This window comes from Acinetobacter sp. YH12049, assembly GCF_013419875.1.
Lineage (GTDB): Bacteria > Pseudomonadota > Gammaproteobacteria > Pseudomonadales > Moraxellaceae > Acinetobacter > Acinetobacter amyesii.
Genome location: NZ_VOZH01000015.1, coordinates 48727 through 72502, shown reverse-complemented (window position 1 = coordinate 72502; position 23776 = coordinate 48727). Strand labels below are relative to the sequence as shown.

Annotated in this window: 16 protein-coding genes, 1 other RNA gene and 3 pseudogenes; 7 read left to right on the top strand and 13 right to left on the bottom strand. The window is 39.7% G+C overall.

All coding sequences use genetic code 11. The annotated features are described in order from the left end of the window. Positions 1-13: 13 nt before the first annotated feature. Positions 14-1492, top strand: a complete 1479-nt coding sequence (gene gatA / locus FTU05_RS08575; RefSeq protein ID WP_180113434.1) for an Asp-tRNA(Asn)/Glu-tRNA(Gln) amidotransferase subunit GatA — start codon at positions 14-16, stop codon at positions 1490-1492. Next, entirely contained in the window at positions 1492-2967 is a 1476-nt protein-coding gene (gatB, locus tag FTU05_RS08570) for an Asp-tRNA(Asn)/Glu-tRNA(Gln) amidotransferase subunit GatB (protein ID WP_180164975.1), read from the top strand. The genes gatA and gatB overlap by 1 nt, the downstream gene beginning before the upstream one ends. A 28-nt stretch (positions 2968-2995) precedes the next feature. Here the strand turns inward: gatB and FTU05_RS08565 are convergent, their stop codons facing one another. Then, positions 2996-4405: a hypothetical protein gene (locus FTU05_RS08565; RefSeq protein ID WP_180164973.1), complete on the bottom strand. Its 1410-nt coding sequence runs from the start codon at positions 4403-4405 to the stop codon at positions 2996-2998. Between the two features lie 134 nt (positions 4406-4539). On the opposite strand from FTU05_RS08565, the gene FTU05_RS08560 reads away from it, so the two are divergent. Next, positions 4540-5070: a hypothetical protein gene (locus FTU05_RS08560; protein ID WP_257230100.1), complete on the top strand. Its 531-nt coding sequence runs from the start codon at positions 4540-4542 to the stop codon at positions 5068-5070. A gap of 364 nt (positions 5071-5434) precedes the next feature. After that, on the top strand, positions 5435-6013 hold the full coding sequence (locus FTU05_RS08555; protein WP_180065307.1) for a DJ-1/PfpI family protein: 579 nt from the start codon (positions 5435-5437) through the stop codon (positions 6011-6013). Between the two features lie 108 nt (positions 6014-6121). Here FTU05_RS08555 and FTU05_RS08550 read toward each other — a convergent pair whose 3' ends face one another. The 4 genes from FTU05_RS08550 to sbmA form a co-directional block, all read right to left on the bottom strand. Next, complete coding sequence (locus FTU05_RS08550; RefSeq protein ID WP_227591924.1) at positions 6122-6568, bottom strand: hypothetical protein; 447 nt, start codon at positions 6566-6568, stop codon at positions 6122-6124. A 147-nt stretch (positions 6569-6715) separates the two neighbouring features. Further along, on the bottom strand, positions 6716-7561 hold the full coding sequence (locus FTU05_RS08545) for a hypothetical protein (RefSeq protein WP_180164969.1): 846 nt from the start codon (positions 7559-7561) through the stop codon (positions 6716-6718). Between the two features lie 95 nt (positions 7562-7656). Continuing rightward, positions 7657-8628 (bottom strand): hypothetical protein, encoded by a 972-nt coding sequence (locus FTU05_RS08540; RefSeq protein WP_180164967.1) that lies wholly within the window; start codon positions 8626-8628, stop codon positions 7657-7659. A 465-nt stretch (positions 8629-9093) separates the two neighbouring features. Further along, positions 9094-10290: a peptide antibiotic transporter SbmA gene (sbmA, locus tag FTU05_RS08535; RefSeq protein WP_180164965.1), complete on the bottom strand. Its 1197-nt coding sequence runs from the start codon at positions 10288-10290 to the stop codon at positions 9094-9096. A 457-nt stretch (positions 10291-10747) separates the two neighbouring features. On the opposite strand from sbmA, the gene FTU05_RS08530 reads away from it, so the two are divergent. Continuing rightward, positions 10748-10942: a hypothetical protein gene (locus FTU05_RS08530; RefSeq protein ID WP_078189992.1), complete on the top strand. Its 195-nt coding sequence runs from the start codon at positions 10748-10750 to the stop codon at positions 10940-10942. Between the two features lie 151 nt (positions 10943-11093). On the opposite strand, the gene FTU05_RS08525 is transcribed toward FTU05_RS08530, so the two are convergent. The 5 genes and pseudogenes from FTU05_RS08525 to ssrA form a co-directional block, all read right to left on the bottom strand. Then, on the bottom strand, positions 11094-14057 hold the full coding sequence (locus FTU05_RS08525) for a type I restriction endonuclease subunit R (protein WP_180164963.1): 2964 nt from the start codon (positions 14055-14057) through the stop codon (positions 11094-11096). Between the two features lie 214 nt (positions 14058-14271). Next, positions 14272-15012: pseudogene (locus FTU05_RS18105) on the bottom strand (restriction endonuclease subunit S); the annotation flags it as partial. Next, positions 15004-15480 (bottom strand): annotated as a pseudogene (locus FTU05_RS18100) (restriction endonuclease subunit S); the annotation flags it as partial. The pseudogenes FTU05_RS18100 and FTU05_RS18105, both read right to left, overlap by 9 nt. Continuing rightward, positions 15480-17047: pseudogene (locus FTU05_RS08515) on the bottom strand (type I restriction-modification system subunit M). The pseudogenes FTU05_RS08515 and FTU05_RS18100, both read right to left, overlap by 1 nt. Positions 17048-17119: 72 nt before the next feature. Next, positions 17120-17479: a transfer-messenger RNA gene (gene ssrA, locus FTU05_RS08510) on the bottom strand. Between the two features lie 128 nt (positions 17480-17607). Here ssrA and glpK point away from each other — a divergent pair. Beyond that, positions 17608-19092 (top strand): glycerol kinase GlpK, encoded by a 1485-nt coding sequence (gene glpK, locus FTU05_RS08505; RefSeq protein WP_180164959.1) that lies wholly within the window; start codon positions 17608-17610, stop codon positions 19090-19092. 67 nt (positions 19093-19159) lie between these two features. Here glpK and FTU05_RS08500 read toward each other — a convergent pair whose 3' ends face one another. From FTU05_RS08500 to FTU05_RS08490, 3 genes are all read right to left on the bottom strand, one after another. Then, positions 19160-20686, bottom strand: a complete 1527-nt coding sequence (locus tag FTU05_RS08500) for a DHA2 family efflux MFS transporter permease subunit (protein ID WP_180164957.1) — start codon at positions 20684-20686, stop codon at positions 19160-19162. A gap of 6 nt (positions 20687-20692) precedes the next feature. Continuing rightward, complete coding sequence (locus FTU05_RS08495) at positions 20693-21844, bottom strand: efflux RND transporter periplasmic adaptor subunit (RefSeq protein WP_180010034.1); 1152 nt, start codon at positions 21842-21844, stop codon at positions 20693-20695. Positions 21845-22106: 262 nt separating this feature from the next. Further along, the gene (locus tag FTU05_RS08490; protein ID WP_180026566.1) at positions 22107-22604 is read right to left on the bottom strand and encodes a thioesterase family protein; all 498 of its coding nucleotides are present in this window, start codon (positions 22602-22604) and stop codon (positions 22107-22109) included. Between the two features lie 107 nt (positions 22605-22711). Between FTU05_RS08490 and hemB the strand changes: the two genes are divergently transcribed. Next, positions 22712-23725: a porphobilinogen synthase gene (gene hemB / locus FTU05_RS08485; protein WP_180010032.1), complete on the top strand. Its 1014-nt coding sequence runs from the start codon at positions 22712-22714 to the stop codon at positions 23723-23725. The last annotated feature ends 51 nt before the right edge of the window (positions 23726-23776 follow it).

Here is a 23776-nt window from a genome sequence, read left to right as displayed (position 1 = left end):
AGAAATATTTCTCATGACAGATTTACATCACTTATCAATTCGTGAATTGTCTGAAGGTTTGGCTGGCGCTAAATTTTCTTCACGCGAATTGACTGAACACTATTTAAAACGCATTGAAAAAATCGATGCTCAAGTCAAGTCATACGTGACCGTGACAGCTGAACAAGCACTTGCGCAAGCAGATGCGGCTGATGCTGCAATTAAAGCAGGCAATGCAACTGCGTTGACCGGTGTACCAATTGCACACAAAGACATTTTTTGTACCCAAGGCATTAAAACCACTGCTGGTTCTAAAATGCTGGACAATTTTATCTCTCCTTACGACGCGACCGTTGTAGCGAAAGGTAAAGCTGCGGGCCTTGTCACTTTAGGTAAAGTGAACATGGATGAATTCGCCATGGGTTCGACCTCTGAAAATTCATTTTATGGCGCAACAGCAAACCCTTGGAACTTAAACCATGTTCCGGGTGGTTCTTCAGGCGGTTCTGCTGCGGCTGTAGCGGCTGATCTTGCGCCGTTCGCAACAGGTACAGATACAGGCGGTTCAATCCGTCAACCTGCGTCTTTCTGTGGTTTGACTGGCCTTAAACCGACTTACGGTCGTGTTTCACGTTTCGGTATGATTGCGTATGCATCATCTTTAGACCAAGGCGGCCCGATGGCACGTTCGGCTGAAGACTGTGCTTACCTCATGAACGTGATGGCAGGTCATGATGCGAAAGATTCAACTTCGGTTGAAAAAGACGTCGATAACTATGTAGCGAACCTGAACGGTACAGCGGTTAAAGGCTTACGCATTGGTATTCCTAAACAGTACTTTAACGTTGCCGGCTTAGATGCTGACGTGAAAGCACGCGTTGAAGAGTCACTGAAAAAGCTTGAAGAAATGGGCGCAATCTTGGTTGAGATTGATCTCACTATGACGGATGCTTATGTTCCAACGTATTACCTGATTGCTCCTGCTGAAGCATCTTCAAACTTACAGCGTTTTGATGGTGTACGTTATGGTTACCGCTGTGAAAATCCTGTGGACTTAATGGACTTGTACAAACGTTCACGTTCTGAAGGTTTTGGTAAAGAAGTTCAGCAACGTATCCTGATTGGTACATACGCGCTTTCTGCGGGTTACTACGATGCTTATTATGTGAAAGCACAAAAAGTACGTCGTTTAATTCAACAAGACTTCTTAAAAGCATTTGAATCTGTAGACGTGATTGCTGCCCCTGCTGCACCGACAACTGCATATAAGATTGGTGCAAACCTGTCTCCTGTAGAAATGTACTTAGGTGACATCTACACCATCGCAGTGAACTTGGCAGGTCTGCCTGCGATTAACGCGCCTGTTGGTTTTGACAAAGACAATTTGCCTGTTGGCTTACAGCTGATTGGTAATTACTGGTCAGAGTCTCAATTGTTGTCTGTGGTGCATCAGTACCAACAAGCAACGGATTGGCATACACAACGCGCTGCAATTGCTGAGGAGAATGCATAATGGCTAAAAACGCTGCTAAACCAAAATCTAACCTGATTGATGGTTGGGAAGTGGTGATTGGTATTGAGATTCACACTCAGCTTGCGACCAATACTAAAATTTTCTCAGGCTCATCTACCACATTTGGTCAAGACCCAAATACACAAGCGAGCCTAGTTGACCTTGCAATGCCGGGCGTATTGCCTGTACTCAACAAAGAAGTGGTTGATCTTGCAATTCGCTTTGGTTTGGGTATCGATGCTTACATCGACCAAGCTTCTGTATTTGCACGTAAAAACTATTTCTACCCTGACTCTCCAAAAGGCTACCAAATCAGCCAAATGGACAACCCGATTGTGGGCTTGGGTCATATCGACATTCAACTTGAAGATGGTACGGTTAAGCGCATTGGCGTAACACGTGCGCACCTTGAAGAAGATGCAGGTAAATCGATCCATGACCAATTTGAAGGTCAATCTGGTATCGATTTAAACCGTGCTGGTACACCGCTGCTTGAAATCGTATCTGAACCCGATATGCGTTCGGTTGAAGAGGCGGTTGCCTACATTAAAGCGATTCACACGCTTGTTCGTTGGTTAGGCATTTCTGACGGTAACATGGCAGAAGGTTCGTTCCGTGCAGACTGTAACGTGTCTTTACGTCGTCCGGGTCAACCGTTTGGTACGCGTTGTGAGTTGAAAAACTTGAACTCTTTCCGTTTCATTGAACAAGCGATCAATGTTGAAATTGAACGTCAAATGGAAATCCTAGAATGGGATGGCACCATTGACCAAGAAACACGTTTATTCGACCCTGTGAAGATGGAAACGCGTTCAATGCGTTCGAAAGAAGAAGCGAACGATTACCGCTACTTCCCTGACCCTGACTTGTTGCCTGTTGTGATTGCAGATGCACAAATTGAAGCAGCTCGTGCTGCCCTTCCTGAGCTGCCTGCTGCACGTCGTGAGCGTTTTGTAGCTGACTTTGGTGTGACTGAGTACGATGCTCATGTGCTTACACTAACTCGTGAAATGTCAGAGTTTTATGAAGACGTGGTAAAAGCTGCGGGCGGTGCTGCACAAGGTAAAGTTGCTGCGAACTGGGTCATGGGCGAATTCTCAGGGGCTTTAAACAAAGCGAGCCTAGAGCTTCATGATTCTCCTGTATCAGCGGAAAAACTTGGCGGTATGATTGCACGTATTGTGGATAACACCATTAACGGCAAAATTGCGAAACAAGTATTTGGCTTTATGTGGGAAGAAGGCAAAACTGCGGACGAAATTATTGCGGAAAAAGGCTTGAAACAGGAAACTGATACAGGCGCAATTGAAGCGATTATTAAAGACGTACTTGCTGCCAACGAAAAGATGGTTGAAGAGTTTAAATCTGGTAAAGAGAAAGCTTTCAACGGTTTAGTTGGTCAAGTAATGAAAGCAGCGAAAGGTAAAGCCAACCCTGCTCAAGTGAATGAATTGATGAAAAAATTGATTGGTTGATCTGATTTTTCTTTATAAGAAAACCCGCTTAAGAGCGGGTTTTCTTATAGGTCGGTTTAAACTCTTCTGCCGTCATTTCGGTGATCTTATTTTTTCCTACTAAATTATGTCTTTCATATTCTTCTAGCACTAATTTTGCCTGTTGATTATCTTCCTCAGACCAATTTGAAAAATCGATATACCCGAAATCATTGCCCTCTTCAAAAAAACTAGTATCTAAAATCGAATCATCTCTTGCAGATGCATAACCAATCATCACTAAACTAGAAATATTTGGATATCTCAACTTATAAATTACAGCATAGTCACCTAACATCATTTTTCTAACTTCACGATACTTTTCTAACGTGCCATAATCTTTTGAGATAGGTAAACAGAAAAATAAATAAGCTTGTTCTAATCCATCTACTAAAAGTTGTCTTGTCCCCCTTTTATTTTTAAAACTATAATACATTTCAACAAATGCATCGCCTAAAATTCTTCTTTGAAATCTATTAGCAAAAGCCATATTTCTAATTTTTTCTTCAATCTCATATATTTCTGTCCAATTATTATTTGCAACAGAAGTCCCATTTAAAATATGAAAACTAAAGGACTCAATTAAGGTATCCCAAAAATAACTGTTTTCGTCTAGTTTTTTTCTTAACTTAAAATCTTGTCTATCAATGAACTTATCAAAAGTAGGATATTTTAAATTGATCGAATCCTTCCTCATTTCTGAATGTGAAAAAATATTTCTTTCTTCTGTAGTTTCATCATAACTTTCGTACCATAAAGTTATTAGATCACCTTCAGCATTTACACTGACATCTTTGTCTGTAAGAAAAAAGTTCTCTCTTAGTTTTAAGTATTCTATAAAGTCATTTGCAGTATCAAAATGCTCCAAACAGTCCTTTAAAGTTTTTTCTGTAAAAACATGAACAAAAGGTTCGTTATTAATTTCCCCTATCCTATAAGGTTCAGTGTCACCCAAATTAATATCATTATTAAACCTTAAGCTTCCATAACCCAATTTTTCTTCTAGTATATTTTCTAAACCATGTGTAACTAAAATATGATGAAATTTGGCATTGCTGAGATCAATATTGATTGGAAATTTTGTTGTGCATTTCTTATCAACAAAAAGTCTGTCTGCATATGACCTAATCCATCTTTCAGCACCTTTGGTCTGCTTAAATGATTTTGTTATGGCATCTCTGTACCATCTTTTCCACCCTACAAGTTCTCCCTTTTCACTCTTAAACTCAATTTCTTTATTGCTAATTAGTAAAATATCATTGCCAAAGACAACAATAAGATCACAAATCTCTTTACCACCTTCTTGATCCCTAAATAAGTTTGGCCATGTCCAAAACTTTAGGAAAGATTTAGCCCCCAAATCATTAACCAATCTTTCACTTTCAGTAAAACTTGTATCGCGTTGTATATATATTGACATTTATCTATCAACTCATTTTTTTATAAATAATATGAAATTAACATAGGATTATGAGTTTAAAAAACGAATAAAAAGTATCATCCATCGCCAAACTTGAATACTTAGGACGTATTCAACTTTCAAAGTCTTTCTTTATGCGTGACTTTCTCTATAGTGAAATCGCCAATTGGTACGGTGTACCCAACGTCCCTGACCATCCTGATATTGCCATTCGTACGGGCTCGAAACTCTGCGAAGAACTACTTGAACCACTGCAAGAAAAGTTTGGATGTATTGCCATTCGTTCTGCATACCGTTCACCAAGCGTGAACCAACTCGGCAATGAAAAAGGACATAATTGCGCAAGTAACAAGAAAAACTTTGCAAGCCATATTTGGGACTATCCAGATGCAAAAGGCTACGGTGCAACGGCGTGTATTGTCATTCCATCATTTTTAAAACTTTATGAAAAAGACCAAAGCAATTGGCAACAACTCGCCTATTGGATTCATAACCATCTGAACTATAGTCATTTGCAATTTTTCCCAAAACTCTGTGCTTTTAACATTGGCTGGCATGAACAACCCGCACGGGAAATTTATAGTTATATCCAACCGAAAGGCTATTTGCTGCGAGGTGAAGCGGTGAATGAGGGATTTGAGAAATTTTATCCTGATCTGATTTAATTTTTTAAGTTTCCCTCTACCCCCCGCCTTCTCCCAGTGGGAGAAGGTGCTTCCATTGCTAATTTAATACCGTTATGGATTGTTACTTACCTCTCCATTTAGTAGATGAACAGCACTGCTGCACAAGGGAGAGGTAAATATTTAACTTTTTAAAGCTATGTGAAAAACACCAAAGTCATTAATAATTGATAGCATCTAGCCTACTAAACTCATCATAATTTGAACTATAACCATCCATAACTTTTTATAAATCTAAATAAAAATATACAACTAAAGAATTTACAGCCTGCTTAAAACTGTCATTCCAATATGCTAAGGTAAATGAAAAATTGATATAAATCATATTTCAACAGAGGGTAACAACATGTCTAAACAAATTCTGATGCTGGTTGGCGACTATGCCGAAGACTATGAAACCATGGTGCCATTCCAGTTTTTAACTGGTCTGGGCTATACCGTACATGCAGTCTGTCCAGACAAGAAAGCTGGTGACACAGTGGCAACTGCTATACACGACTTTGAAGGTGACCAGACCTATAGCGAAAAACGCGGCCATAACTTTGCCATTAACTATGACTTTAGTACGGTAAATACCGAAGACTATGTTGGTCTGGTGATCCCAGGTGGTCGTGCACCGGAATACCTGCGCATGAATAATCGTGTAATCGAAATCGTACGTGAATTTGACAGTGTGAAAAAACCAATTGCAGCCGTGTGTCATGGCGCACAGATCCTTGCAGCAGCAGATGTACTCAAAGGCCGCACCTGTTCCGCTTACCCGGCTTGTGCCGCTGAAGTCAAATTGGCAGGCGGACAGTATGCCGATATTGCAGTCACGGATGCAGTGACCGACGGTCATTTAGTTACTGCTCCTGCTTGGCCTGCTCACCCTGCGTGGATGGCGCAATTTGTTAAAGCATTAGGCGCGACGATTACCATTTAATGCTCTAGCCACGAAACTAAAACGCATTGGATCATCATCCATTTAGGGTGAATCCATAAAAAATGCTCCTTGTATAAAAGGAGCATTTTTTATTTACTCAAAATAAAATTAACGAACCACACCTAACTTATTCCAAATTTCTGGGGTTAAAAATTTAGTCACCAATTTATTTAAATCTACATAACGCAGTACGCCTTGTAATTGTTGTTTAATTTCAGGCGTCTTTAATATTTCATCCCCTGTGATACTACCAAGCTCTTGAAAACTTTCGCCTACAGCCTGTAGACCGTCGGCTTTAATTACGGCCTGCGTTTGCGTAGAACATTGTTCAACCAAGATTCGTTGCATCACTTGAGCTAGATTTTTATCGAGTTGCGTTTTTTGCGCATCGCTGACATTACTGTATTGTTTTAAATCTGGATGCGCTGCCAAGGCAGAAAAGGTCCATTGTAAAACCGCCGTTTTATCCGCCGCAGTGGTCGATTTCACTAAACATTGACTAAGCTGATCGACCGTCGGACTTGCTAAACTCACCTGAGTCGTCCCGAGCATCATAAGCGTCAATAAAGCCAAACCTGCTGGTCGGGAAAAACGTAGATGTAATTTTTTAGATAAACAGTAAGCCATAGACCAAACTCCCAAAACTTGAGTCACCTTTGTATCATGAAGTGCTGTATTTGCTGTCTGGTCTATGTAACTCAACTATTCATTTTTGCTAGTCGGTGCATAGATGAGAGGATGAATCGTTGGCCTTCTATTCCAATACCAGTAAAAATGCCCATGGATATCGAGCAAACTATGGGTGGTCAATGTCGATTTATTACTATCCCCTCGCCAGCAGGCAAGTGCTGCATTACGATTATTATGTAGGTCAATAAACTCTGGATTCGAATATTTGGGTTTCGCTGGAATGTATAAAGCATCTCCGGGATTGACCCATAAATCTGCCAAGTAAATCTTACCTAGATTTGGAAAATAACGTCCCACTGAGATGACCAGAGGCAATTGATCCTGATCTGTCGCGCTAAAAATATGCGGAAAGTCATGGTGTTCTAAATCAGTAGCCACATAAGGAAATAAGGTTTTTCCACTACAGTCAGGCTTACCGCCATCTAGATAGGCAAAACAATGACCTGCCATCATGCCGTATTCATATTGAATCTCTGACAGTCGTTTTTGATTTGAATGAATCTGAATCGCTTCACCTGCCTGAACTAAGGTGATACCAAAAGCTGCAGCGGTTTCTCTGGTCGCAACCAATGGCATAAACTCGAAGTGTTGCCCTTCAAATTCAAGCTCCGTTTGCTCCCCCCAATTGGTAATTTTAGTCGAAATTTCGGAAGGCACATCGTAGGGATTTCCCATCGTCATTTTCGCATTGGTGGCTGACTCGGTAATTAAATGAATTCCTGCCCCAAGTGATGCTAAATATGTTGGATGCCCACGATCATTCAAAAAGAAGGGTGTTTGCTCGATATTGACTGTAATCTCTGTTAATTCTCGGTCAAATAATGGTGCATTAAAATAAGTTTCATTTACTGAACTCATGGTTTTTCCTTATTATTTTTTAAAATTTTATCTGAGTACATCATTGGATCAGGATAAAAGCTTATTTCCCCAAATGGCTTTTATCCTGTTGAAGTTTATTTCATACGATTCAACATATTTTTTGCCCCTGCGTGGTTATAGTTGGTCGCTAAGTTTTGTAGGATGCCTTTTGCTCTTGCATTGGCGTTTGGATAACTTTTGCTATATGCAGGCACTGAGGTTAAGCATTTTGCAACGAGCATACCTGATTCAGCATAGGCTCTATTGGCATTTGCACCATTTAATTTGCCATAGCTATAAGCACGCTGTGCATTATTACAAGCGGTGACTTGGTTTTTTCCGGCATTCAGGTCACGTCGTGCATTCACATATAAGCGCATTTGTATCTGTTGCGATGTTTCTGCAACTGGTTTCACTACAGGTTTTTTTTCAGGCTCTTTGGCTTTGGTTTCTTTTTTAGTCTCTACTTCTTTTTTTGCTTCATCTTTTGTATTGCTTTTTGTTGTCGTTGCTTTGGCTTTGCTTGGTGTGGCTTTTTTAGCTACAGTTTCTTCTTGTTTATTATAGTTTTTGCGACGTTCTTCGGGTCCAATAATTGCTGTATACAAACTCACTAAGCGGGTTTCAGAACGGTCATTCGATTTACGCTCTGAAACAGGTTCAATAGCAACCATCCAGCGTTGTCCATCTGCCTGACTACACTGAAATACACCTGTGCCCTGTTTTATACTGCTATAGGTCGCTAATAATTTACGACTCCATGCATTTTTGACTTGGTTCAAATTGCTTTTATTCAGTTGAATAAATTTGCCATTTTTGGCTTGGCAGTAACTGCTCATATTTTGCTTGGGTATCAACGATTCTGCTTCAACATTTTTCTTTTGTGGTCCCCAATCATAGACGTATTCTTTCGCCTTTCCATTTGAGCTATTTAGCCCTTTTTGATTGATCACTTCTTGTGGTGATGCATAATGATTAAATGAATTTGGGTTTAAACTCTGCATGGTTGTACAACCATGTAATGCAAATCCAATACTCCCCACCCATAAAATTGCTTTTAAATTCACAGCAAAAATCTCAAAAAATTCACCTCTAAAAAATAGCGTAATTTAGTATCTTTCACAATTTTATAATCTTGATTTTATTTATTATTTTTATAGCTTTAATCACTAAAATCGCATACGTATGAGATGTATACACATGTTGTTAATTTTAATTTGATGAATTTCACATTTTATTTAAGTGTATTTGTTTATCCTTGGTGAACGGTCATCATCGTTCCATTTCAGGTTATTTCGCAAGCATTTATGTATCGCTATGTGCTTATCAAATCTGCCATCAGAACAAGCCTCTATTATTAATAATAATATAAAGCTGGGCCTATCCATGATTCGAGCGACAATATGGAATCGAGTAAAAAAACAGCTCATCTAAAAATATTAATCTATTGATTTTATTGAAATATATTAACTTAAAATTAAAGTCATAAAAAAACCTGCATTTTATTACAGGTTTTTTTTAAATTTATAAACTCAATTGTTAATTTTTTCTTCAAATGCTCTTAAACGCTTATAAATAGAAATCAGTTCGATAATGGTTGTCCATGAGGAAATCAGGTATTGGAAGGAATCACGTACACGCCCAAAGACATTTAAAATTTGCATTAATATACCGAGCGTAATTGTTCCCGCAGCAATACTTGGAAACAAAATAAAATATCCATAAATATTATCCAGTTGCATGTACCAAATACGAACCAGATTGAAATAAGCGTAGTGGAAATACAGTCTAAAATAATTAAAACGAACTTTAGTAAATAATTCTTTTAATGTGAAAGGGTCTGCTCGATCTGCATGATCTTCACCATAAACTAACTCTTTACGATATGCCGCTTCGACTTTTTGATTATTAAACTCCAAACCCGGTAGTTTATAACCCACCAGCATTAAAATAACCGTCCCTAAAACCGCCCAAAGGACTGCCGCCCAAACCAATGCATAGGCGATTTCCCCCACGACAGGTAATTTCTTTACATGTGTTGATAAAGTTAGCAGCACAGGTAGAAATGCAATTAAGGTCATCACCGATTCAACTAAGCTAACCCCAAGTCCTTCTGTGGTTTTTGCAAAGCGCATCGTGTCTTCTTGAATACGCTGTGAGGCACCTTCGATGGTTCTCAGTTTTTCCCAATGCGCAGTATAAAAGTCATTCATTGCAGTACGCCAACGAAAAACATAATGACTGACGAAAAACAGGTTCAATACAGCCAGTGTGACATACACCATGGCCACATAGAGAAAAGTCAGTATCTCAGAATATAGCATCGTCACTTCGCCCCCACCACCTGAAAGCATTTTCTGGATCAGGTCATAGAATGGGTTATACCAAGCATTGATCACGACATTACATTCCACACTAAACCAAACATTAAACAGAATAAGTGCGGTTCCCCACACTGACCATCGCTGCCAAGGATTATCTGATTTGATCTTCCAAAAGGCTGCAAAAAGCGCCGTTGCTACAAAAAACCAAACATAGAACCATAAAAATTTGGGACTCCAAAATCGGCTGACACCAATAGGTAGTTCTGCAATATGATAATTTGCAGGTAAACCAAATATCGTACCCCAACTATTACCACCGCTATACCACAAGACAATATTGATTACGAACCATAGAAGGAATGATCCAAAAAACCATTTTGGATTTGGAAAAAACGATTTAAACATTGGCCCTACATTTCCCTAAATCTTTGTTTTTAGTTTGAGTTGCTGATGATAAGTTTTATTTCATCAATTTTGTTATTCGGATTGAATATTTAACGCTGTTTAATCTGAAATTTAACAATCAAATACAAGACGACACATCATTCTGTTAGCTTAAGCATGAAAACTGAAAATTGCCTTAAATTCCTTTATTGATCAAGTCATATTGATGATTTGGTCATTGTTTGTGGAACAAAAAACGCATCTTAAGCATACAGATACACTTAAAAAATTTGTAATTTTATAAATTTTCTTTGATATCAATAAATTAAAATCCATAAATTATTTAACCATTATTTAAACTTAAGTTATGGAATTCTCTAAAATATTTTCTGCGATGTAGCTCACGTCATTTACAAAACATGTTTCTTCGCCAATAATATGCTAAGTTCAATTAACAACCTATGCTTGGGGAAGTAAAATGGAAAGTGCAATTGTTGAATTACTCAAACCAATTACATTAAATAAAGAAAATTGCAGTCCTTTGGTTTTTGAAACTGGTACCGTTCTAAAAGTGATTATGCAAACGCCAGAAGGCCTTTTGGTAAGTAATGATGACAAATTTAACTTTATGATTTCATTGAAAGATAAGAATGAAGTTTGGCGCGAAATTTAATTTTCGCCTCACTTTGTGATTTGTTTTTAAATCATATTTATTCTAAGAAATTTAATCATACAATTATTGAATAAACAGGATAAGGTTCTTAAATTCCATAAAAAAAGAACCCTCCTTTTAAGCAAATATTTTTCATAACTTAGCTTAACGTTTAAATCCGTAAATCATATTTTTCTAAAATCGCATTGGTTTTCTGATGCAATCCCTCAAAATAGACTTTACTCACCAGTGCTGAAGGCTTGTTTTTTGGCAATGGACGAATTTCATGTGCGTGCGGAAAACGTTCAGTAAAATCAAATCGTTTAACCACTTTTTTAAACTCATCCATCACAAGATTTTCATCTTTACAAAAAACATCGTAGGCTTGCTGTTTTTCTGCATCCCAAAACTGCTTAAATGCATCTTGAACACTTTGGCCATTCAGCATTCGTGGTATTTGTTCATCAATAAATTTCTGAATCAAATCCATTTTTTTATACATTTTTCGGTCATTACTGAGTAAAGATTGGAGTTGTTGCTGCTGTTTCGCTCTTTGAATCGAGGACGGTGGCGCAGCAGCAATCATATTTAATAATGTATAAATATAATCCTGATTTACATAATCACTAATAATAAAATCTAAAGCAAAATTCACGTCACGTAGCACTGAATCTTTTTCAACCGCTGTACCTTTATTTATTCTGTCATACAAATCTTTATATTTAGATTTATAGTCCTCAAGTTCTTGCGGCACTATAACTGCTTTATCAACATCAAAGTCTGTATACATTTTCAGTTGTGAATGTAGACGAATCACATCACGAAAAGCTTGAATAAACTGCAACTGCTGACTTTCGAGTTTTAGATCATCTACTGACTGACACTCAGGTGTTATTTTTCTTAATTCACTAACACACTTATTAAATTCTGCTAATTGTTGATCCAATGGTGGCACAATCACTTGTTCAAAATTTTGGTCGTCTGCAAAAGTAGAAAGAGCTTTATCTGTTGCCTGCTTTAAATTTCTAAAACACACGACATTACCAAAAGCTTTAGTTGGTTTATAAATACGGTTTGTACGCGAAAAAGCCTGAATTAAACCGTGATATTTTAAGTTCTTGTCGACATAAATCGTATTGAGCGGCAATGAGTCAAAACCTGTCAGGAACATATTCACCACCAACAGCAAATCAATTGGCGGACCTTTCAACTCCCCAACTTCTTTAGGTGGTTTAGGGACTTTGAAGTACTTAACGCGATCACCTAGATTTTTATAATATTCATAAAATCCTTCGTCACAGTTATAGCTAGTCAGATGGCGCGTATTAAATTCTGCAATGATCCGTTCAAGTTGCGCTTTACGCCCCATATCAACTTGACTCGGCTGTTCAAGTTCTTCTTCAGAAATCGTACCTGTTGTGGAGTCATTGGCGTCGTTTGTCGTGTCCTGCGCTCCAAAAGAAAAAATCGTACCAATCACTAAAGGGGTATAAATTTCTTCCTTCTTGTCCGCTTCTGCAACCAACTCTGCTTGGACTTTGGCAAATATTGCATAATATTGAAGCAGGACATCTACTGAGCTGACACAAAACATTGAACAAAATTCGCGTTTTGCAGTTTTTTTGTCATGATTTTTTAAAATATAACGTACAATTTTTTCTAAGCGCTCAGGGTTGTCATACAGTTCTTTAGTATCGATGCCTTGTATTTTTTCATCACCTGCATTCACCTGATGAGCGGTAAATTGTCCTACGTAATCAATTTGAAATGGTAAAACATTTTTATCTGCTATCGCATCGACAATCACATATTTATGCAGTCGTTTAGGGAATAGATATTCTGTGGTGTATTTCACGCCACCAATGCTTTGACAGTTCACAGGAAAAATAGGCGTGCCTGTAAAACCGAACATTTGCGCCTGTTTAAAGAAGCGTTTGATATTTTGGTGAGTATCACCAAATTGACTGCGGTGGCATTCATCAAAAATAAATACGACTTTTTTATCTGCCAAATCAGCGATCAATTCTCTGAATTTAGGGAGTGTAATTGCGTTATTCAGCTTTTGAATGGTCGTCACGACCAATTTATCTGTAAGTAAATTGCTTTCATTTTTTCGTGAGTTCAGCCGTTTACCGATGAGCTGTTCGACCAATGTTTTGGTATTGGTCGTTTGGTCTACGCAGTCGGGAACAAAGGCATTAAACTCTTTAGTGGTTTGATTATCTAGGTCTTTGCGGTCCACAACAAAAATTACTTTTTCTATTTCTGGCAACTGACGCATGATTTCACTGGCTTTAAATGCCGTGAGGGTTTTCCCCGAACCCGTTGTATGCCAAATATAGGCATGATCGGTTGAGGTTTTCACATGCTGAATCATGTTTTCAACTGCATAGACTTGATAAGGTCGCAGCACCATTAAGCATTCATTGGTTTGATGCTGAACGATGTATTTACTGATCATTTTCGTAATATGTGCAGCGTTTAAAAATGCTTCGGTAAATTGACTCAAATCATTAATGGTTTTGTTGTTTTCATCGGCCCATGGAAATGTGAAATCAAACAGTGGTGTGCCATGTGAATAATATAAGCAATTTACACGGTTACTAATGACAAAGAGCTGGATGTATCCAAACAAACCTTGTCCAGAGGTATAGGCATCTTTACTATAGTTATGCACTTGGTGAAACGCTTGTGCGATTTCTACGCCACTGCGTTTAAGTTCAACTTGTACTAATGGAAAACCGTTGATCAATAGCGTGACATCAAAACGGCTGGTTTCTGTGCCACTCTCCCCGTATTGGACCGTCACTTGGTTGGTCACTTGAAAAATATTTTTTGCTGCATCATCACTTAAAAAGCGCAGTGTTTGGGTCGTACCATCATCATATTTGAGTTGATATGAACCACGTAAAAGTTTGGCTTTGCCGAAAATCGTATGTTCACTGCTCAGGTAATTCCACACCTGTTCCCATTGCTCATGTGTGAGTGGTGCAGTCAGTGCGTTAAATTTTTCTATTTGATTTTTTAAGTTTGCGAGTAAGGCTGTTTCGTTTCTATACTGAACACGTTCGTACCCTAAAGTTGTTAAGTGCTCTATAAATTGGTTTTCGAGTTCAAGTTCTTTTTGAGTCGACATTTATAATACTGCTCAGTTTTTAACTATTGGTATGTATATCTTTTGATTCTAATAGATTTATTATATTTTTCAATCTTTTAAATTCATCAAACAAACATCTAAACTGATGATACAGATCACTGTTTTTTCTTTTAGGAATCTTTCAGTACTTTCTTAAATAAAAAAATTCCCGCATTTGAATAAATGCAGGAATTTTATGAAGCAATATAAACAATCAGACAAACATTTGCTGTAACAAGCCTTTTTTCCACTGTTTAGTTTGTTCAATTTGCTGCGCTACACCTGCAATTTTTTGATCAATGGCTGATAGGAAATTAGCGATTTTGGTTTGTTCTTCTAGGCAAGGCCGTTGAAAAACAAAAGCTCGTATCGATTGAAAGTTTAAACCTTCTCTACCGCTACCAGCCTGATGTGAATGAATTAAATCTTGTCCTGCCTTTGACGATAAAAAAGATTGGATGAATCTTGGATTATCATTAGGTACTCTAATAATACAAACATGTTGATTAACATTAGCCTCAGTAAACGTGTGTGGAACTACACAACTACGACCAATAGAAGAACCTGTAATATTAAGCAAAATATCATTAGCAACAACTTTACTTCCTGACATTTTTTTATGTGTATTTTCAGAAATATATACAATATCATTTAATAAAAGCTGATCATTATTCACATTCTGACTTCTAATAAAAATAATCCCTTCCGCTGTATACGCTTCATTTCCACCTCGGGGTGTACTTCCACTCCCTACTTTTAAAGCAATATCACCAAGTTTTTTCTTTTCCCACTCCCCAAACTCACTCCCATCATCCGCTTTAAAACGTATCTGCTGGCTAAACAGCTTTTGCATCATGCCCTGTTTATATTGGCTCAATAGTTCATGTTTTTGAGTTAATTGGCTAATTTTTTCATCCACAGCGGAAAGAAAAGAAGCGATTTGGGTTTGTTCGTCTATTGATGTTATCGGCATCTGAATACGATAAAAATCTGAGTGATTAAGATCAGGGATCGTCGACGCCCCTGCATATTTCAGAATCAAATGCTGAGTCGTATTTTTTCTTAAAAATTCAACAAAGAAGTTTTTATCAACCTGCCTTCTGTCAAAATCGATTTTAAAAAAGTTATTATGAAACGCACCTTCGACATTTGTAACTACTTGACCAGTATTTCCTGTTCTAGTCATCAAAATATCGTCTGATTTACATCTTACTGAGATAGGTGGATTCTCAATAAAATAACTTTTTTTAGCACTCTCTCTGAGAAATTCATTTGTAATATAAAAAAATCTATTTTCACCATTTTCTAGAAAACGATCTTCAATCGCAATTTGTAATCCTTGATTAATTTTACAGAGTTTTTTTAAAGGTAATATAAACCAATCCGCTTCAAACTCTTTAAACCGTAACTTAGGTGAAGCCATTACTTCACCTCCGCAAAAGGTGAATCAATGCCGAGTTCTGCACAAAACTTAGAAATTTCTGCATCAGTTTTTAGACTTTCCACTTCTAAGGCTTGAAGCTGTTTCGCTATTGCATCTAAATCAATTTCAGCTTCCGCTTCAAAAGTATCGACATAACGAGGAATATTCAAATTGAAATCATTGTCAGCAACTTCTTGCAGACTCGCTACGTATGCATATTTTTCAATATTCTGACGATTTTCAAATGCACCAACAATATTATCTAAATGCTCTGGCAAAAGCTTGTTTTGATTCTTTTGCTTATCAAACTCGTTGCTCGCATCAATAAATAAAATATTGTCGCTATGCTCACGGTTTTTCTTCAACACCAACACACAAGTCGGAATAGTCGTGCCATAGAAAATATTGGCAGGCAAACCAATAATCGTATCAATCACATTTAACTTTTCAATTAGATGCTTACGAATATGCCCTTCACTCGAACCACGGAACAAAACCCCATGCGGCAGTACAATCGCCAAAGTCCCATTTTCATCTAACTGATAAAGCATGTGCTGTAAAAACGCCATATCGGCCTTAGAACTTGGGGCTAACTTACCAAAATCACGGAAACGCGGATCACTTAAGTATGACTCACTCGCAGACCACTTTGCCGAAAATGGTGGATTCGCTACAATCGCATCAAATTTCAGTTCCATATGCTGTGGACGTTTTAAAGTATCTTCCTGCTTAATTTCAAACTTTGAATAATGCACATCATGCAAAATCATGTTCATGCGCGCCAAGTTATAGGTCGTACGATTCATTTCTTGACCGTAAATCGCATCTACATCACCAACTTCACGCTTTACACGTAGCAATAAAGATCCTGAACCGCAAGTCGGGTCATATACACTGCGTAGACGTTCTTTACCTAAGGTGACAAGTTTTGCAAGCAAAGTAGAAACCATTTGCGGTGTATAAAACTCACCTGCTTTTTTACCAGCACCTGAAGCAAATTCACCAATGAGAAACTCATAAGCATCGCCTAAAATATCAGACTCAGTATTCGATAGATCAAAATTAATATCGTCCAAATGTACGATCACACGGCTAATCAGCTCATTGCGGTCATCAGGCGTATTTCCTAACTTGGTCGAACTTAAATCCATGTCTTCAAACAAATGCGAAAAATCATCTGCCGCATCTGTACGCAGCGTACTTTGTCAATTGCCTTAAGGGTTTTAATTACATCATCCAAAATGTATTTTTTTGCTCGAGCCAATGTTGCCATACTATGGAACAATTCTTGTGGCGCTAAGAAATAGCCCATACTGGCAAGACATTCTTCACGAACAGCACTCAAATATGCTTGATTAATTTCAGTATCTTCAACCAATTCTGCAAACTTAATTTGATCAGGTGATAAAATTTCGTTGGCATTATTTTGAATTTTTTCAGACAAATATTTGTAGAAGATCAAGCCCAAAATGTAATCACGGAATTCATCTGCCCCCATTTTACCACGCAAAGTATTGGCAATATTCCAGAGTTGTTTTTGCAGTTCTTGAAGCTGGACTTGAGTCATTGTTGTACCAAAAAATGTTTTTAATTAATCATAAAAAAAAGCCGAACCCGAAGGTTCGACTTTTTAGAATTTTGGTGGAGATGGCGGGAGTTGAACCCGCGTCCGCCAGCACTACGCTCGAGAATACTACATGCTTAGATATCGTCTATTGATTTAGCTCTTTGTGACCCGACGAACAGGGTACAAATCGCGATCCTTTAAGATTTAGTATAAGACCCCAAGGCTTGATCTTATACGGACTTGTGTGCGTTCGCTTCAGTCGGGACCCCTAACCACAAGTATTCAGGGATGCGGACAAGCTGCCCTTAGGCAGCTAGAGCGTAAGTTTCGTCGTTTGCGACTAAAATATGCAAATTTGATTTACGAGAGAAAATGCGCTCTCGACATGCATCTATGAGTTTCATCACCAGCGTCGAAGCCAGAAACATCCCCAAAGTAGCGTCATCATAGCATAACTGCAAAAAATTGCGATGCAATTTCGAAACAATTACACATTGATCTGCGCTTAATTACATAATTGCGTTAATATTTTATTTTTCAAGACCGCAAAAGAAAAATATATGAGCTATTTATTGGCACTCGATCAAGGAACGACTTCAAGTCGTGCGATCATTTTTAACGAACATGGACAAGTTCAAGCTACAGCTCAACGGGAAACCCACATTCAAACTCCACATTCAGGCTGGGTGGAACAAGATGCTCAAGAAATTTGGAGCTCTCAAATTGCCGTCGTGCAACAAGCGCTCGCCTCTGCTCGTATCCTTGCCAAAGACATCAAAGCCATTGGCCTGACCAATCAACGTGAGACCACTGTGGTTTGGGATAAACGCACAGGTCAACCACTTGCTCCTGCAATTGTTTGGCAAGACCGCCGTGCAACCGAGTGGTGTGGGCAACTAACTCAACAAAACCTCAATGACCTCATTCACAAAAAGACCGGTTTACGTATCGACCCCTATTTTAGTGCTGGGAAATTGGTCTGGTTATTAGAACACACCCAAGGTCTACGTGAACTCGCAGAGCAAGGTCATGTGGCTTTCGGCACGATTGACAGTTGGTTGGTGTGGAACCTGACACAAGGTGCAGAGCATGTGATTGAAGCCAGCAATGCCTCACGAACCATGCTAATGAACTTGCAGCAACAAGCTTGGGATGAAGAACTCTTAGAATTATTTGATATTCCCCTTTCGGTCCTTCCTAAAATCATTAGTTCAGATGAATATATTGCAGATACCGCTACAGGTTTACTTGGCGCAAACATTCCCATTACCGGCATTTTAGGTGATCAGCAATCTGCGCTATTTGGACAGTCATGCTTTGAAGCAGGAACAGCAAAAAACACCTATGGTACAGGCTGTTTCATGCTCTTTAATACCGGCACCGAAGTTCAATATAGCCATAATAAATTACTCTCAACACTTGCATGGCAAGCTCAAGGTCAAACCCATTATGCACTTGAAGGTAGTGTGTTTATGGCTGGCGCAATCGTGCAATGGCTAAGAGACGGTTTAGGGATTATTCAAAAAAGCAGTGATGTTGAAAAACTCGCGTGCCAAGTGGAGCATACCGATGGCGTGGTTTTGGTTCCAGCCTTTACTGGACTAGGTGCTCCGCATTGGGACAGTGATGCCCGCGCCCTCCTATGTGGAATGTCACGTGGTACAAATAAATCCCACATTGCTCGAGCCGCCCTAGAGGCCATTGCCTTTCAAGTGTCGGATGTATTGACCGCCATGCAGTCAGATCTGTCTAGTCCACTTAAAGAACTCCGAGTCGATGGCGGTGCCAGTAGCAATGATATGCTGATGCAATTTCAGGCCGATATTTTAAATGTGCCTGTACTGCGTCCTAAACTTTTAGAATCAACAGCATGGGGCGCTGCCGCAATGGCTGGACTCAAAGCGGGTGTGTTTTCAAATCTTGATGAAATTGCCGCATCATGGCAATTAGAACGTGCTTTTGAACCAAAAATGAATGCTGATCAAAGTGAATTTCATTTGGCTCAGTGGCAGTCTGCACTCAAACGGGCGCGCTCGGACCTTTAATTTTTTCCAATCAACGCCGTACGCAAAAAAACCGCTCGAATGAGCGGTTTTTTATACTTGATGATATTTAGTGTGCATGACCACCACCCACACCTGCTTTAGGTCGTGGACAGAGCCAAATGATCAATGCAGCGAATATAAATATACCCGCCAGTACTAAAAACACATGATTGGCTGAAAGCGTTAAGGCTTCTTTATCCACTAAACTGGAGATATATCCCAAAGCAGCTTCTGAACTCATTCCATGATTCACCAAGGTATTTTGTACCTCAGTAACATGTAAATTACTGACCATTTCACTGCGTGCGACTTTGGTGTGATCATCCCAAATGGTTACTGCAATCGACGCTCCAATCGCCCCAGCCATGGTTCTTAAGAAGTTCATCAAACCTGCTGCAGATGCCATGTCTTGTGGCAGTACAGATGCTAAGGCCATATTTGACAAAGGAATAAAGAAAAATGGCACGGCAAAACCTTGTAATATTTGCGGTAAAGCCAAAGCCATAAAGTCTGCATCCGTGGTCCAAAAGGCGCGCATAAGGGTGACTCCGCCCAAGATACTTAAACCAAAACTCGCCAAAGCACGTTGATCGTATTTGGTTGCAAACTTTGCAACAATTGGCGACATGGTCAAACTACCGACGCCCATAGTTGCAGTAAGATAACCGGCCCACGTTGCGGTATAGCCCAAGTTAATTTGTAACCACTGCGGAATCAGGACAATACTGCCAAAGAAGGCACCAAAACCAAACGCCAAAGCCAAGACCGAAATGGTAAAACTTCGGTACTTAAACAGCAGTATATTCACCACTGGATGCCGCTCAGTCAGCTCCCAAATCGTGAAAATGATCAGCCCAACAAATGCCGTCAGTGCCAACACCACGATAAATGGATGATTAAACCAATCTCGCTCATGGCCTAAGTCCAACATCAATTGCAAGGCACCGATCCACAACACCAACAGCAGCAAGCCACCGCGGTCAATTTTCAATTTCTGTGTTGGAGTTTCAGCCGTTTTCAGTAAGCGCATCGCTGCGATAGCACAACCGATTCCGACAGGAATATTGATAAAGAAAATCCAATGCCAAGATAAATTATCACTGATCGTACCACCCAAAATTGGACCTAAAATGGGACCAACGACGGTAGTCATTGCCCACATCCCCATGGCTTGGGATTGCTTTTCAGGAGGGAAAATGCGCATTAACAACGTTTGGCTCAGTGGCATAATCGGACCACCAAACAAACCTTGCCCAATTCGGCAAAACACCAACATTTCCAAACTGGTCGATAAACCACACAGTATCGAAAATACAGTAAAGCCAAACAGGCTGATCACAAAAACCCGTACAGAACCAAAGCGCCCAGCGAGCCAACCGGTTAATGGCACACAAATCGCTTCTGCCACAGCATAGGAGGTAATGACCCATGTCCCTTGGGATGCCGATACTGCAAGGCTACCGGTAATATGCGGCACAGATACATTGGCAATGGTCATGTCGAGCACAACCATAAAGTTCGCCAATGCCAAGACCAAGGCAGCGAGAATCAGACGACCACCTTTCAGGTCAGTCATTTGCATTTGCTGATTCATAGGCAATTACTTCGATTTCAAGTCAATCGTCGCTTCCATAGACAGCCCCACACGGAGTGGGTGTTCTGCCAACTCTTTTGGATCTAAACGTATCCTCACAGGTAAACGCTGAACCACTTTAATCCAGTTTCCTGTGGCATTTTGTGCTGGAATCAAGGCAAATGCTGAACCTGTGCCACCAGAAAAACCAGTGACTATGCCATTAAATTTAACTTTGTCACCATACAGATCAGATGTCAGTTCAACTTTTTGACCCGCTTGCACCCCTGCCAATTGGCTTTCTTTAAAGTTGGCATCAACATATAACTGAGAGACTGGCACCACCATCATTAATGACGTTCCCGGTGCAATGCGTTGCCCAACTTGAATATTACGACGTGTCACCACACCATCAAAAGGTGCTTTGATTTGTGTACGTTCTAAGTCTAACTGGGCTTGTTGTAGACGTGCTTGCGCAACTAAAACATCTGGGGTTGAGTTTTCATTGCTGTCTTGAATTAATGCATCATTCGCAGCTTTATTACTTTGTGCCGCTTTTTGACTAGATTTGGCTTGAGCGAGCCCTGCTTGAGCCACATCAAAGCTGGCTTTAGCGGTATTCACAGCACTTTGCGCTGTGCTTAATTCTTCTTTAGAAATCGCACCCGAAGCAGCCAATTGTTGACGACGTTGTAATTCATCTTGTGCTTTATTCAGATCGGCTTGTGCTTTGGCGACTTGTGCGCTTGCACTATGAATCGCATCATCACTGACAAAGATTTGTGAGTTTAAAGAGCTACTATTCGCCGCAGTTTGTTTGTATTGGCGTTTTGCTTTAAGTAATTCAGCCTGAGCTTGAGCTAAGGCAATTTCAGCATCACGAGCATCAATGCGAACAAGCACATCGCCTTTTTTCACTTGCTGCGTATCACTCACCAAAACCTCTGCCACTTGCCCCGTGACCATCGAGGTAATCGACGCTGTTTCTGCACCGACATAGGCATTATCGGTACTGACGGAATGATTTAGAAATATTGACCAAATCAAATACATCACCAAAGCAATCACGATCAATACAGCCACTATACCAAGGCCTTTTTTTCTGCGTGCTTTTAATTCCTGATCGGTGGGCTGCTCTGTAGATGGGGTTTCTGGCAGGTTACTAACGGTATCTGTCATAGATTTGTCCTAAATCTAGCAGACTTGGTCATGGCATCATGAGCTTTGCAAAGCATGTCAACTTTGCTGTCAGATAATGGTGTCGTGAGAAAGTCTATCTTCTTCAATTTTCCGGCATTTTAAAGCTAAAAAATCATATCCTGAGAATAGAAAATATAACTCGTCAGTCTTTTTTTCGTCGGCAACAGGATAAAATCATGCCCTGCTGCCAATACTGGACTTTATTTTTTCATTATTTTGAATGTGTTAACTTAAGAATGGCTTAATAGGCATACGATGCAATCGCTGTTGCAATCGCTTTACCTTCATCATTGACCATGGTCATACGCATGGTGCAGCCCTTACGACCTAAACGTAAGGTTTCAGCTCGTGCAACGAAATACTGTCCACGTCCTGGCGCTAAATAATCCACACGCATATCGACGGTCGCTAAGCGAGATACCTTTTTACTCGTTTCTACTAGATCTTCAGCTGTGGCCTTTTTATACAATTCTGCCATTGCAGAGATACCACCGATACTGTCGAGTAAGGTTGCCGCTACACCACCATGTAAAATTTGGAATGCGACATTTCCAATTAAATTACTGGCCATGTCGACACGTGCTTCGATCTGACCATCAATCACCGTCATTTTCATGGCATTGTGTACAAAAAATGGGGAGCTGTTAAATGCTTGAGCAATGTTATTTAATAAAGTATCGATTTCAATCTTCGAGTTTAGGTCAATATTACCGGTCCAACTCTTATTTACATCTGTCATAGCCTACTCGAATCGCTGTCATTGAATAAAAAAATAATACGGGGTGCGCCAAACCCTCATTATGCGTCTACAATAGTCAAAGTTTAATACTGATCAATGAGATTGTTATGACCTATACGTTCAATCGTCCAGCTTTTCCTGCCACTCGCATGCGTCGCATTCGTAAAAATGACCAGCTTCGCGCTATGGTGCGTGAAACTCAACTGACGACTGATCATCTCATTTATCCAGTATTTGTGTTGCCAGGCCAGCAACAAACTCAAGATATTCCAAGCATGCCAAACGTACAGCGTCTATCTGCTGACTTGTTACTAAAAAAGGCAGAACGTTTACTCGAATTGGGTGTTTCAAAATTAGCTTTGTTCCCAGTTACACCACAGGAAGATAAAAGTTTAACGGCTGAAGCAGCTTGGCATGAAGATGGCTTAGTCCAAAGCACCATCCGTTTATTAAAAAAAGAACTACCAGAAATGGTTCTCATCACTGATGGTGCGCTCGATCCATACACCACACATGGTCAAGACGGTATCATTGATGATACCGGCTATGTACTGAATGATGAAACCGTTGAATGCTTAATTAAACAAGCGCTCAGCCATGCCGAAGCGGGTGCAGATGTGGTTGCACCAAGTGACATGATGGATGGTCGTATCGGTGCAATTCGCCAAGCCCTTGAAGCCAATGGCCATATCTATACCAACATCATGGCTTATTCTGCAAAATATGCGTCTAGCTTTTACGGGCCATTCCGTGATGCGGTAGGTTCTTCAAGCAACCTCAAAGGTGGCAATAAATATAACTATCAAATGGACATCGGTAACCGTGCAGAAGCTTTACATGAAATCGCACTGGATATCCAAGAAGGCGCCGACATGGTGATTGTAAAACCGGGTATGCCGTATTTAGATATCGTCCGTGAAGTCAAAGATAATTTCGGTGTTCCAACATTTGTCTATCAAGTGAGTGGCGAATACGCCATGTTGGCAGGTGCCATTCAAAATGGTTGGTTGTCTGAAAACGTGATTATCGAATCGCTTATGAGCTGCCGCCGTGCAGGTGCAGATGGGATCTGGACTTACTTTGCTGAAGATGCAGCACTCATGCTGAAAGACATGAAATAACCTGCAAAGCCTTCCTGTAATGGTGACATTCAGGAAGGCTTTTTTATATCT